General features: G+C 59.6%; 12 protein-coding genes. 5 read left to right on the forward strand and 7 right to left on the reverse strand.

Annotated elements, in window-relative coordinates; all coding sequences use genetic code 11:
• Positions 1 to 15: 15 nt before the first annotated feature.
• Positions 16 to 867 carry an MIP/aquaporin family protein gene (locus GT756_RS19175; protein ID WP_004205091.1) on the reverse strand — a complete coding sequence of 284 codons (852 nt, stop codon included), beginning with the start codon at positions 865 to 867 and terminating at the stop codon, positions 16 to 18.
• Between the two features lie 442 nt (positions 868 to 1,309).
• Here GT756_RS19175 and zapB point away from each other — a divergent pair, with 442 nt between their 5' ends.
• The 4 genes from zapB to GT756_RS19195 all read left to right on the forward strand — a co-directional run bounded on the left by zapB (position 1,310) and on the right by GT756_RS19195 (position 5,160).
• On the forward strand, positions 1,310 to 1,555 hold the full coding sequence (gene zapB / locus GT756_RS19180) for a septal ring assembly protein ZapB (RefSeq protein ID WP_004150222.1): 246 nt from the start codon (positions 1,310 to 1,312) through the stop codon (positions 1,553 to 1,555).
• A 152-nt stretch (positions 1,556 to 1,707) separates the two neighbouring features.
• Entirely contained in the window at positions 1,708 to 2,697 is a 990-nt protein-coding gene (locus tag GT756_RS19185) for a sulfate ABC transporter substrate-binding protein (protein ID WP_004205090.1), read from the forward strand.
• A gap of 323 nt (positions 2,698 to 3,020) precedes the next feature.
• Positions 3,021 to 3,791, forward strand: coding sequence for a CDP-diacylglycerol diphosphatase (locus GT756_RS19190; RefSeq protein WP_174562449.1), 771 nt, complete (start codon positions 3,021 to 3,023; stop codon positions 3,789 to 3,791).
• Between the two features lie 64 nt (positions 3,792 to 3,855).
• Entirely contained in the window at positions 3,856 to 5,160 is a 1,305-nt protein-coding gene (locus tag GT756_RS19195) for an SLC13 family permease (protein WP_160125007.1), read from the forward strand.
• A gap of 91 nt (positions 5,161 to 5,251) precedes the next feature.
• Here GT756_RS19195 and tpiA read toward each other — a convergent pair whose 3' ends face one another.
• Complete coding sequence (gene tpiA / locus GT756_RS19200; protein WP_002922909.1) at positions 5,252 to 6,019, reverse strand: triose-phosphate isomerase; 768 nt, start codon at positions 6,017 to 6,019, stop codon at positions 5,252 to 5,254.
• A gap of 109 nt (positions 6,020 to 6,128) precedes the next feature.
• Positions 6,129 to 6,728 (reverse strand): YiiQ family protein, encoded by a 600-nt coding sequence (locus tag GT756_RS19205; RefSeq protein WP_043522751.1) that lies wholly within the window; start codon positions 6,726 to 6,728, stop codon positions 6,129 to 6,131.
• A 112-nt stretch (positions 6,729 to 6,840) separates the two neighbouring features.
• Between GT756_RS19205 and GT756_RS19210 the strand changes: the two genes are divergently transcribed.
• Entirely contained in the window at positions 6,841 to 7,269 is a 429-nt protein-coding gene (locus GT756_RS19210; RefSeq protein WP_004173894.1) for a DUF805 domain-containing protein, read from the forward strand.
• Here GT756_RS19210 and fpr read toward each other — a convergent pair whose 3' ends face one another.
• The 4 genes from fpr to trmH form a co-directional block, all read right to left on the reverse strand.
• Positions 7,270 to 8,016 (reverse strand): ferredoxin--NADP(+) reductase, encoded by a 747-nt coding sequence (gene fpr, locus GT756_RS19215; RefSeq protein WP_004205086.1) that lies wholly within the window; start codon positions 8,014 to 8,016, stop codon positions 7,270 to 7,272.
• A gap of 150 nt (positions 8,017 to 8,166) precedes the next feature.
• A complete protein-coding gene (gene glpX / locus GT756_RS19220; RefSeq protein WP_004205085.1) occupies positions 8,167 to 9,177 on the reverse strand; it encodes a class II fructose-bisphosphatase in 1,011 nt (336 codons plus the stop codon).
• 48 nt (positions 9,178 to 9,225) lie between these two features.
• Entirely contained in the window at positions 9,226 to 11,307 is a 2,082-nt protein-coding gene (recG, locus tag GT756_RS19225; protein ID WP_023319342.1) for an ATP-dependent DNA helicase RecG, read from the reverse strand.
• Positions 11,308 to 11,312: 5 nt separating this feature from the next.
• Complete coding sequence (gene trmH, locus GT756_RS19230) at positions 11,313 to 12,002, reverse strand: tRNA (guanosine(18)-2'-O)-methyltransferase TrmH (protein ID WP_004205081.1); 690 nt, start codon at positions 12,000 to 12,002, stop codon at positions 11,313 to 11,315.
• Positions 12,003 to 12,113 lie beyond the last annotated feature (111 nt).

The raw sequence follows: 12,113 nt of genomic DNA on the forward strand, positions 1-12,113 counted from the left end.
TGTCCCGTAGTCAGATTACAGCGAAGCTTTATGTTGAGTGGAGGAAGAGGAGGGGCTCTCTTGCTCTTCGTCCACGCAGGTGTCGCAAGGCAGGTGGCGGCCAATCAGCTTACGATAGCTGAACGCGCCCAGCGCCGCGCCGACCACCGGTGCGCACAGCGGCACCAGGAAATAAGGAATATCTTTACCGCCGGTGAAGGCGACGTCGCCCCAGCCGGCCAGCCAGGCGAAGGCTTTCGGGCCGATATCACGCGCCGGGTTCATGGCGAAGCCGGTCAGCGGTCCCATGGAGGCGCCAATCACCGCGATCAGCAGGCCGATCAGCAGCGGCGCCAGCGGGCCGCGCGGCACACCGTTGCCATCGTCGGTCAGTGCCAGGATGACGCCCATCAGGATAGCGGTAATCACCATCTCTACCGCGAAGGCCTGCACAAAATTGATATGCGGGTTCGGGTAAGTGGAGAAGATGCCAGCCAGATCAAGGCTTTCCACGCTGCCGCGTACCATATGGTGGGTGGTTTCATAATCGAGGAAAAGATTGTAATAAAGCCCGTAAACTAATGCCGCAGCGCAAAAGGCGCCAGCGAATTGCGAAATAATAAAAGGAACCACTTTGCGGCCATCGAAGCAGGCGAACAGCCAGAGCGCGATAGTCACCGCAGGGTTAAGGTGCGCACCGGATACGCCTGCGGTCAGGTAGATCGCCATGGCGACGCCCAGACCCCAGATGATGCTGATTTCCCATTGTCCGAAGCTGGCTCCCGCGACCTTGAGCGCAGCCACGCACCCAACGCCGAAAAAGATCAACAACCCGGTACCGAGGAACTCTGCGATGCACTGGCCTTTTAAGGTTGATGTTTGGCTCATAATCGAATCCTGAAGCGTGGTGATGATTATTGTATGTAGGGTGGTCACAGACGACCATATTGCCATGTAGGCATAGTGTTAATTTATCGTTAACGAGCAAAAACGAGAAATATCGAACTTCAAATGTGTGTACCACGTCAAGAAAATGAGCGTTTTCGCGCCATTCGCGCGCATTAAGCGCGCTGCCGGAGCGTTTCACCTCGCATTTTGTTAACCATAATATTAACAATGGCTCATGAAGTACGAGCGAACTGCGCTGAAAGTACCAGGTAAAGACTGAAAAGTGTTGCAAACCGCAATCTGCGCGGCTTGCCGCTGGACAGGGGCGGCGGGGATTCATACAATCGACGATAACACCGCTATGTGCGCTAATTTTCGTTAAGGCGGGACCGCGTATACGAAACACCAGTTTCTATCAACGCCTTGCAAGTTCAGGAGAGGTATGACGATGTCATTAGAAGTGTTTGAGAAATTAGAATCTAAGGTTCAGCAGGCGATTGATACCATCACTCTGTTGCAGATGGAAATCGAAGAGCTGAAAGAAAAGAACAACACCCTGGTGCAGGAAGTTCAGAGCGCGCAGCATGGTCGTGAAGAGCTGGAGCGCGAAAACAGCCAGCTGAAAGAGCAGCAGCAGGGCTGGCAGGAGCGTCTGCAGGCGCTGCTGGGCCGCATGGAAGAAGTCTAATCGCTTCACGCCCTCTCCCGCCAGGGAGGGGGTGATCCTTATCCCTTCCTTTATACTCACAAGTTATAGCCAATCTTTTTTTATTCTTTAATCATTGAATCGCTTTCTGGCACGCTTAGCCCATCACAACACGTCATAAAGAGAGCGGTGCGATGAATAAGTGGGGCGTAGGGTTAACTCTGTTGCTGGCATCCGCCAGCGTTCTGGCAAAAGATTTTCAGCTATTAAACGTATCTTATGATCCAACGCGCGAGCTGTACGAACAGTACAACAAAGCGTTCAGCGCGCACTGGAAGCAGGAGACCGGCGACAACGTGGTGATCCGCCAGTCGCACGGCGGCTCCGGCAAGCAGGCGACCTCGGTGATTAACGGTATTGAAGCGGATGTGGTTACGCTGGCGCTGGCCTACGACGTCGACGCGATCGCCGAGCGCGGCCGTATCGATAAAAACTGGCTGAAGCGCCTGCCGGATAACTCCGCGCCCTATACTTCCACCATCGTGTTCCTCGTCCGTAAGGGCAACCCGAAACAGATCCATGACTGGAACGATCTGATCAAACCGGGCGTGTCGGTCATCACCCCGAACCCCAAAAGCTCCGGCGGCGCTCGCTGGAACTACCTGGCGGCCTGGGGCTATGCCCTGCATCAGAACCATGGCGACCAGGCGAAAGCCCAGGATTTCGTCAAGGCGCTGTATAAAAACGTGGAAGTGCTGGACTCCGGCGCGCGCGGTTCGACCAATACCTTCGTAGAACGCGGGATCGGCGATGTGCTGATCGCCTGGGAAAACGAAGCGCTGCTGGCGACCAACGAACTGGGCAAAGACAAGTTTGAAATCGTGACCCCGAGTGAGTCGATTCTGGCTGAGCCGACCGTTTCGGTGGTCGATAAAGTCGTGGATAAGAAAGGCACCCGCCAGGTGGCGGAAGCGTACCTGAAGTATCTCTACTCGCCGGAAGGCCAGGAGATTGCGGCGAAGAACTTCTACCGTCCGCGCGATCCGAACGTGGCCAAGAAATATGCTAATGAATTCCCGAAACTGAAACTGTTCACTATCGATCAGGAGTTCGGCGGCTGGACGAAAGCGCAGAAAGAGCACTTCTCCAACGGCGGCACCTTCGACCAGATTAGCCAGCGTTAATTCTCTTGTCCCTGCTTGCGCTACGCTTAGCAGGGCTACAGTTCTGCGCTGTGCGTAACCCGGGTAAGGCGCCAGACGCCACCCGGGAATCCCTGCTTGCACTAGGCTTAGCAGGGCTACAGTTCTGCGCTGTGCGTAACCCGGGTAAGGCGCCAGACGCCACCCGGGAATCCCTGCTTGCACTAGGCTTAGCAGGGCTACAGTTCTGCGCTGTGCGTAGCCCGGGTAAGGCGCCAGCCGCGACCCGGAAAACGCTCCGCCCGTCATCTGTTTTCATTTAGTCATCAAATTACGTTACTCTTCCGCTTCAGGCTTAACAGGGAATGAAAATGAGAAGAGTAAGATACTTTTTGCTGGCGCTGCTGGTGGCGATCCTCGCGGCGCTGGCGGGCGGCTACTACTGGCTGCACTCTGGCAACCCGGACGCGTTGCGCAAGATTGTTCTGCAGCAGTGCGTTCCCCATCAGCAACAGCAGCAAAACCCGTCGCCGTGCGCCGAAGTGAACCTCAAGGGCGGCTATGTGCTGTTTAAAGATCGTAACGGCCCGCTGCAGTATTTGCTGATGCCGACCTACCGCATTAACGGCACCGAAAGCCCGCTGCTGTTGGATCCACTGACGCCGAACTTCTTCTGGCAGGCCTGGCAGGGGCGTGAGATCATGAGCCAGCGCCACGGCGCGCCGGTTCCCGATAACGCGGTATCGCTGGCGATCAACTCGCGCAGCGGACGCACGCAAAACCATTTCCATATTCATATCTCCTGCCTACGCCCCGATGTGCGCGCGCAGTTAGACAAGGATTCGGCGGCGATCAGCAGCCGCTGGCTGCCACTACCGGGTGGGCTTCAGGGCCATGAATATCTAGCGCGCCGGGTGACGGAGGCGGAGCTCGCCCAGCGCAGCCCGTTCCTGATACTGGCGGAAGAGGTGCCGGAGGCGCGTCAGCATATGGGACGCTATGCGCTGGCGATGGCGCAGCAGAGCGACGGCTCGCTGGTGCTGCTGGCGACGGAGCGTAACCTGCTGTCCCTGAACCGGGCTTCAGCGGAAGAAATTCAGGATCATCGCTGCGCCATCCTTAACGCAAACCACTAGTTCTGGCGTTTACCTGTCTTACCTGTCGTCGTATTCTTGCTGAAAAAAACGACAGGAGACAGGCATGTCGCTCTGGCTTACCCACCCGCTGTTCCTCCCTTCACTGATTGTCGGCGTTACCATTGTGCTCTGGGCGACGTCGCTGCTGCCGGAATTTATCACCGCGCTGCTGTTTTTCGCTGCGGCGATGATGGCGAAAATCGCCCCGCCGGAGGTGATCTTCGGCGGCTTTGCCTCCTCGGCCTTCTGGCTGGTGTTCAGCGGCTTTGTGCTCGGCATCGCGATCCGTAAAACCGGGCTGGCGGACCGGGCGGCGCAGGCGCTGTCGGCGCGGCTAACCGACTCCTGGCCGCGGATGGTCGCCAGCGTGGTACTCCTGAGCTATGCCCTGGCGTTCGTGATGCCTTCCAACATGGGGCGCATCGCGCTGCTGATGCCGATCGTGGCGGCGATGGCCCGCCGGGCGGGCATTGCCGACGGCAGCCGCGGCTGGTACGGCCTGGCGCTGGCGGTGGGGTTCGGCACCTTTCAGCTGTCGGCGACCATTCTGCCCGCCAACGTGCCGAATCTGGTGATGAGCGGCGCGGCGGAGGGGTCGTACGGTATCCATCTGAATTATGTTCCTTATTTACTGCTGCATACACCGGTGCTTGGCTGGCTGAAAGGGGCGGCGCTGGTGGCGCTGATCTGCTGGCTGTTTCCCGGTAAGCCGCATCCGCCGCGCGACCTGGCGCCGCTGCCGGCGATGAGCCGCGACGAGAAGCGTCTGGCGTGGCTGCTGGCGGTGGTCCTCACGCTGTGGGTGACCGAGAGCTGGCATGGCATCGGCCCGGCGTGGACCGGCCTGGCGGCGGCGGTGGTCACGCTGTTGCCGCGGGTGGGCTTTATCAGCGGCGAAGAGTTTGCCAGCGGGGTGAATATGCGCACCTGTATTTATGTTGCCGGGATTTTGGGGCTGGCGATCGCCGTCACCCAAACCGGGATTGGCGGCGTGGTGGGCAATGCGCTGCTGCAGGTGATGCCCCTGGATAAAGACAATCCTTTCATCAGCTTCCTGGCGCTGACCGGAATTACCAGCGCGCTGAACTTTATTATGACCGCCAACGGCGTGCCGGCGCTGTATACCACCTTTGCCCAGAGCTTTGCCGACGCCACCGGCTTCCCGCTGCTGAGCGTGATTATGATTCAGGTGCTGGGCTATTCCACGCCGCTGCTGCCGTATCAGGCGTCGCCGATCGTGGTCGCGATGGGGTTAGGCAAAGTCCCGGCGAGGGCGGGGATGTTGCTTTGTCTGGCGCTGGCGGCGGTGAGCTATTTGATTTTACTGCCGCTGGACTACGCCTGGTATCAGCTGTTGGGAAAACTGTAGCGGCAAAAAAAGCCCGGCTTGCGTTGTGCGAAGCCGGGCCTCAGAGATTTATCAGTCATCCCGGTCGCGTGTCGCCACCGGGAAAAGCGGATTACGCTTTTTTCGCTGCTTCCGCAGCTTTCACGATCACCGCGAAAGCGTCTGCTTTCAGGGAAGCGCCGCCAACCAGCGCGCCGTCGATGTCCGGCTGGGTGAACAGCTCTGCGGCGTTGCCAGCGTTAACGGAACCGCCGTACTGGATGATCACTTGCTCAGCGATTTTCGCGTCAGCTTTAGCAATGTGGTCACGGATGAATTTGTGCACCGCCTGAGCCTGAGCCGGGGTCGCGGATTTGCCGGTACCGATAGCCCATACAGGTTCGTAAGCGATAACCACGCCTTCGAAAGCGGCAGCGCCCTGCGTTTTCAGTACCGCGTCGATCTGACGTGCGCAAACTTCTTCCGTTTTGCCCGCTTCGTTTTCGGCTTCGGTTTCACCGATGCACAGTACCGGAGTCAGACCCTGCTCTTTCAACACGGCGAATTTCTTCGCAATCAGCTCGTCGGATTCTTTGTGGTAGGTACGACGTTCGGAGTGGCCGATGATGATGTACTGTGCGCCGATATCTTTCAGCATTTCGGCGGAGGTTTCACCGGTGAAAGCGCCGGACAGGTTTACGTCAACGTTCTGCGCGCCCAGGTGGATGTGGCTGCCTTCTGCCGCACGCTTAGCCAGGTCCAGATACATTTCCGGCGGGGCGATGGCAACTGCGCAGCCGCTTACGCCAGCCAGCTCGGTACGCAGGTTCGCAACCAGTTCGTTTACCATGTGGCGGCTGCCGTTCAGTTTCCAGTTACCCATCACTAAAGGATGTCGCATTTTAATTCTCCACGCTACTTAAGCGAATTAAGGAATATAGCCGCCCCAGAGGGCAGCATGGTCTGTGAAACAGTATAGAGACTCGTCACTGGAAAGGCTTTGCTTTTTGTCATTTATTGTTACCTTCCAGCGTTTCAGATAGCGCCAGCTTAATCGGTTCAACAGCGAAGGTCAGACCCTTTTCACCATGATCTGCCACCACATAGCGCACGGCGCCCTCGGTGTCGGAGAAGTAGCGTTTGCCTTTGCCGGCAGTCAGCAGTTTCTGCAGTTTTTGCTGGCTCTGCGCCGGACTAAGGGTGGGCACGAAGGCGCGGATCATGGCGCTCATATACTCCAGCGCTTTGGCCTTCGCCGCCTTTTGCTCCGGCCCCTGGATCGGCAGCCAGGTGATCTGCATGGATTTGATCTTCAGCGTGCCGCGCTCCAGCGCGGTGGAGGCATAGAGATTTTCGTTAATCTTGCTGGCGGCGCGGGTCAGGTTAGCCCGATCGCGGCTGGTTGATATGGAACGGAATTCATTCAGAGGCAGCTTCGGGTTATCGACGTTAAATTTTTCCCGGAACTGGCTGATCGACAGGTCAAAGCTCGGCGCGCCGGCGAGCAGGTAGGGGGCAGCGGTCGTCGATTCGCTTTCTGCGGACAACGCATGCGGGCCGACGGCAAGGCCCATCAGCCCACTGAAACACAAGATTGTCCACTTCTTCATGCCCGTCGTTCCTTTTTTTGCCTGCTGACGATTAAATCGGGAAGCGCGGCGCTTGTCAAAAAGTCACGACGCCAGGGTAAACTACGCAGACGATGATGATAAGGAAAAACGCATGACCCTACAGCAGTGGTTATTCTCAATTAAAGGGCGCATTGGCCGCCGCGATTTCTGGATCTGGATTGCCATTTGGCTGGTGACCATGAGCGCGCTGTTCACCCTGGCAGGCAGCAATCTGCTTAATCTGCAGACGGCGGCGTTTATTATTGTCTGCCTGCTGTGGCCGACGGCGGCGGTGGTGGTGAAGCGGCTGCACGATCGCGGCAAATCCGGACTGTGGGCGCTGCTGATGATTCTGGCGTGGATGCTGCTGGCGGGGAACTGGGCGATGCTGCCGCAGGTCTGGCAGTGGGGCGTTGGGCGCTTTGTGCCGACGCTGATTATCGTCATGATGCTGATCGACCTGGGGGCGTTTGTCGGCACCCAGGGCGAGAATAAGTTCGGCAAGGAGACCCAGGACGTGCGCTGGAAAGCGGACGCCTGATTACCAGTAGTGCTCCGCCGTCATGTGGCCCGGCCGGCGACGCAGATGTTTGGTCATCTGCCGGGTCTCTTTTAACAGCTGTTGGGTATCGCGCACCATCTGCGGGTTGCCGCACAGCATCACATGGCTGGTGTCGCGGGTCATCGGCAGGCCGACCGCCTCCTCCAGCGCCCCGGTTTCAATCAGGAACGGCACCCGGCCGGTCAGCGAGCCTGCCACGGTTTCGCGGCTGACCACCGTCTGGATGCGTAATTTGCCGGCGTAGCGCTGCTCGAGTTCGCGCATCAGCGGCAGATAGCTCAGGTCCGCGGCGTAGCGCACGGCGTGGACCAGCACCAGATGATTAAATCGCTCAAGATCTTTGCCTTCCTGGAGAATCGACAGATAAGGCCCGAGGGCGGTGCCGGTCGCCAGCATCCACAGAGTATCGCAATCCGGTACTTCCTCGAGGACGAAGAAGCCAGCCGCTTCGCTCACCACCTGGACCTCATCGCCCGGTTTCAGCGCCGCCAGACGCGGGCTCAGCTTGCCTTCCGGGACGGTGACCAGATAGAACTCGAGATCGGGATTGCCGGGGGCGTTGACGTAGGAATAGGCGCGCTGCACGCGTTCGCCGTCGATTTCCAGCCCGAGCTTGGTAAATTGCCCGGCGGTAAACGGATGGACAGGCGCCCGCACGTATAAACTGAACAAGGCGTCCGTCCAGTACTCCACTTTTGTCACTTTGCCGCTAACCCAGTCCGCCATCGTCTTCTCCTGTTGCCAAGCGATGCCTTATCTTCGGCCCAGACGGGCAAGATTTCCACCCCGCAGGCGCAAGAAAGCTCTATTGATCAAATATAAACGAAGAACAGGACAACCGCCCGCGGACGGTTGCCTGGAGGAGAGAAAGCGGTATTACAGGATGTGCTGCTGGACGTCCGGATCTTTACGGTCGAGGTAATGAATCGACTGGATCCGACGGATGGTGCGCGACTTGCCGCGGATCAGCAGCGTCTCGGTGGTGGCCATATTGCCCTTACGGGTGATGCCGTCCAGCAGATCGCCTTTGGTGATGCCGGTAGCGGAGAAGACGACGTTATCGCTGCGCGCCATTTCATCAAGGCGCAGCACTTTACCCGCTTCGATGCCCATGGTTTTGCAGCGCGCCAGCTCGTTTTCACCGATGCGGCGATTCTCTTCGCTGTCGCCCTTCACGTGGTGACGAGCCAGCAGGCGGCCCTGCATATCGCCGTCGAGCGCGCGGATCACCGCGGCGGAAACCACCCCTTCCGGCGCGCCGCCGATGCCGTACAGCACGTCCACTTCGCTATCCGGCATGCAGGTAAGAATGGAGGCCGCGACGTCGCCATCGGGAATGGCGAACACGCGCACGCCCAGCTGCTGCAGCTGAGCAATCGCCGCATCGTGGCGCGGTTTCGCCAGCACGGTGACGGTCAGCTCGCCCAGCGGCTTGTTCAGCGCGCGGGCGATATTGCGCAGGTTCTCTTCCAGCGGCAGATTGAGATCGATAGCGCCTTTAGCGCCTGGGCCGACAATCAGCTTTTCCATATACATATCCGGCGCGTTGAGGAAGCAGCCTTTATCGCCGACCGCCATCACTGCCAGGGCATTAGCCTGGCCCATCGCCGTCATCCGGGTACCTTCGATGGGATCGACGGCGATATCCACCGCATCGCCCTGGCCGGTGCCCACTTTTTCGCCGATATAGAGCATCGGCGCTTCATCGATTTCGCCCTCGCCGATGACGATGGTGCCGTCGATATTGACGAGGTTAAGCATAATGCGCATGGCGTTAACCGCTGCGCCGTCGGCGGAGTTTTTATCGCCGCGGCCCAGCCATTTATAGCCCGCCAGCGCGGCGGCTTCGGTGACACGCGAAAATTCGATGGCCAGTTCTCGTTTCATAATCCACTCATTGTGTAGAAAGATTGCCCGCAGCGCGGCAAAAGCGCGCTACGCGTTGGAATAGCGTTCGGTTTCCGGCATCCAGCGCTCGATCAGCGCCTGGGCCTGCAGCGGATAGCGTTCATGAATGTGACGCGCAATGCGCTGAACGTCGGGGATCATCGCCTGATCGCGCAGCAAATCCGCCACTTTAAACTCAGCGTTGCCGGTCTGGCGGGTGCCGAGCAGCTCACCGGGACCGCGAATTTCAAGGTCTTTCTGGGCGATGACGAAACCGTCGTTACTGTCACGCAGCACCTGCAGGCGTTTCTGCGCCGTTTTAGAGAGCGGCGATTTATAGAGTAGCACGCAGTGGGAAGCGACCGCGCCGCGCCCGACGCGCCCTCTGAGCTGGTGCAGCTGCGCCAGACCCAGACGTTCCGGGTTTTCGATAATCATCAGGCTCGAGTTCGGTACGTCGACACCGACTTCAATGACCGTCGTGGCCACCAGCAGATGCATTTCGCCCTGCTTGAAAGCCTGCATCACCGCCTGCTTCTCCGCCGGTTTCATCCGCCCGTGCACCAGACCGATATTCAGCTCCGGCAGCGCCAGCTTGAGCTCCTCCCAGGTCGCTTCCGCCGCCTGGGCCTCCAGCAGATCGGACTCCTCAATCAGCGTACAGACCCAATACGCCTGGCGGCCTTCGTGGGTGCAGGCGTTGCGCACGCGGTCAATAATATCGCTGCGCCGGGTGTCCGGGATAGCGACGGTAGTCACCGGGGTTCGGCCCGGCGGCAGCTCGTCGATAACCGAGGTATCGAGGTCGGCGTAGGCGGTCATCGCCAGGGTGCGCGGGATCGGCGTGGCGGTCATGATCAGCTGATGCGGGTGGAAACCCTGCTGCTGACCTTTCTCCCACAGCGCCAGCCGCTGGTGTACGCCGAAGCGGTGCTGTTCGTCGATGATCACCAGCGCCAGGCCGTTAAACTGCACCTGTTCCTGGAAGATGGCGTGGGTGCCGACAATCATCTGCACCTCGCCGCTGGCGATAGCGTCCTGCTGCGCCTGGCGGGCTTTGCCTTTCTGTTTGCCCGCCAGCCAGCCGACCTCAATGCCCAGCGGTGCAAACCAGCTGCGGAAGTTGTTGGCGTGCTGCTCGGCGAGCAGTTCGGTGGGCGCCATCAGCGCCACCTGTTTGCCGTGGGCGATAGCGCGCAGAGCGGCCAGGGCGGCGACCAGCGTTTTACCGGAGCCGACGTCGCCCTGCACCAGGCGCATCATCGGCACGTCCAGCGCCATATCGCGCTCGATCTCGGCGGTGACCCGCGCCTGCGCGCCGGTGGGCTTAAAGGGCAGGGAGGCCAGCAGCTGATTTTTCAGGGTATCGTTGGCGCCGAGCGGCAGGGCGTGATAGCGCTGGGCGCCTGCCCGTAGCGCCAGCATACTAAGGTTGTGCGCCAGCAGCTCTTCCAGAATCAGGCGCTGCTGCGCCGGGTGCTTGCCGCTTTCCAGCTCGCTAAGTTGCAAGGAGGGAGGCGGACGGTGCAGCGTACGCAGCGCCTCGGGCAGGCTCATCATCCCCTGCGCCAGCTCCGGCGGCAGGAGTTCGCTAATTGCGCAGGTCTCGAGCAGCTCGAGCGCCTGATCGGTGAGCTTGCGCAGGGTCGCCTGCTTAATGCCTTCGGTAGTCGGGTAGACCGGCGTCAGGGTCTCCTGCAGCTCCGGGGTGCTCATATCGCCCTGGACGCGGTATTCCGGGTGGATCATTTCGGCGCCGTACTTCCCGCGTTTGGCTTCACCGTAGGCCAGCACTCGTCGACCGGTCGCGAGGCTGTTTTTCATCGCCGCGTTGAAGTTGAAAAAGCGCATGGTGAGGATGCCGGTGCCATCGCTGATCTGGCAGGTCATCATTCGACGGCCGCCGAAGGTGATATTGCTGTTGAGCACTTCGCCTTCCACGGTGGCATAAACCCCGGGCAGCAGATCGGCTATCGGGTAAAGATGGGTGCGATCTTCGTAGCGCAAAGGCAGGTGCAGCAGCAGATCCTGTACCGTATGCAGGCCGATCTTCGCCAGCTTGCTGCTCTGCGCAGCCCCAACGCCGGTGAGTGAACTGAGCGGAACGGCATCTAACAGGCGGCCTGACATGGGGTTTACCTCGCAGCCTGCATGGTGGCCCACCACGCGGCATCGGCTTCCACTTCGCCCTGCTCGTTAACGTGGGGGTAAGGCAGCCCTTTCTGTCTCGCGACGCGGGCCAGCACCGGATAGCCGCCTTCAAACAGCAGGCGCTGCTGCTCTTCCGGCGGCAGCATGCTGTTGGCGCGTTGGTACATCCCGGCGTTTTGTCGCTGCCGCTGGGCTTCATACAGGATCAGCGCCGAGGCGACGGAGACGTTCAGCGACTGCACCATGCCGATCATCGGGATAATAATGTCCTGATCGGCCAGGGCCAGCGCTTCCTGAGTGATGCCGGTTTTCTCCTGACCCATCAGGATGCAGGTTGGGCGCGTATAGTCGATTTCACGGAAATCGATGGCTTTGCTGGAAAGATGGGTGGCGAGGATTTGCATACCCTGGCCTTTGAGGTGGCCGACGGCATCTGCGATGGTACGGTGGGTTTTCACCTGCACCCAGCTGTTGCTGCCCGCGGCGGCGGAGGCCATGGTGCGCATCCGGCTGCTCGGCCAGACCGCGTGCACCTCGTGTACGCCAACGGCGTCTGCGGTCCGGATGACCGCAGAGACGTTATGGGGCTTATGGACCTGCTCCATGCAGACCGTCAGGTCAGGCTGACGCCTGGCGAGCATCTCGCAGATACGCGCATAACGCTGTGAATTCATTACACTTCATCCTTCGAATTACCTCTTTAGTCGCTGCGGATCACGCGGCCCATCCCTGGACCTCGCCCCTGACGGGGCCTGCAAGCAGCGTTCAAATCTGCTCCCGGCAGA

The organism is Klebsiella sp. Q2, assembly GCF_009900705.1.
Taxonomy (GTDB): Bacteria; Pseudomonadota; Gammaproteobacteria; order Enterobacterales; family Enterobacteriaceae; genus Klebsiella; species Klebsiella quasipneumoniae.

Coding starts and splice junctions, on each gene's coding strand:
- recG (WP_023319342.1), bottom strand. CDS start 11,307: ATGTCAGGCCGCCTGTTAGATGCCGTTCCGCTCAGTTCACTCACCGGC.
- GT756_RS19210 (WP_004173894.1), top strand. CDS start 6,841: ATGACCCTACAGCAGTGGTTATTCTCAATTAAAGGGCGCATTGGCCGC.
- tpiA (WP_002922909.1), bottom strand. CDS start 6,019: ATGCGACATCCTTTAGTGATGGGTAACTGGAAACTGAACGGCAGCCGC.
- GT756_RS19185 (WP_004205090.1), top strand. CDS start 1,708: ATGAATAAGTGGGGCGTAGGGTTAACTCTGTTGCTGGCATCCGCCAGC.
- fpr (WP_004205086.1), bottom strand. CDS start 8,016: ATGGCGGACTGGGTTAGCGGCAAAGTGACAAAAGTGGAGTACTGGACG.
- glpX (WP_004205085.1), bottom strand. CDS start 9,177: ATGAAACGAGAACTGGCCATCGAATTTTCGCGTGTCACCGAAGCCGCC.
- GT756_RS19175 (WP_004205091.1), bottom strand. CDS start 867: ATGAGCCAAACATCAACCTTAAAAGGCCAGTGCATCGCAGAGTTCCTC.
- GT756_RS19190 (WP_174562449.1), top strand. CDS start 3,021: ATGAAAATGAGAAGAGTAAGATACTTTTTGCTGGCGCTGCTGGTGGCG.
- trmH (WP_004205081.1), bottom strand. CDS start 12,002: ATGAATTCACAGCGTTATGCGCGTATCTGCGAGATGCTCGCCAGGCGT.
- zapB (WP_004150222.1), top strand. CDS start 1,310: ATGACGATGTCATTAGAAGTGTTTGAGAAATTAGAATCTAAGGTTCAG.
- GT756_RS19195 (WP_160125007.1), top strand. CDS start 3,856: ATGTCGCTCTGGCTTACCCACCCGCTGTTCCTCCCTTCACTGATTGTC.
- GT756_RS19205 (WP_043522751.1), bottom strand. CDS start 6,728: ATGAAGAAGTGGACAATCTTGTGTTTCAGTGGGCTGATGGGCCTTGCC.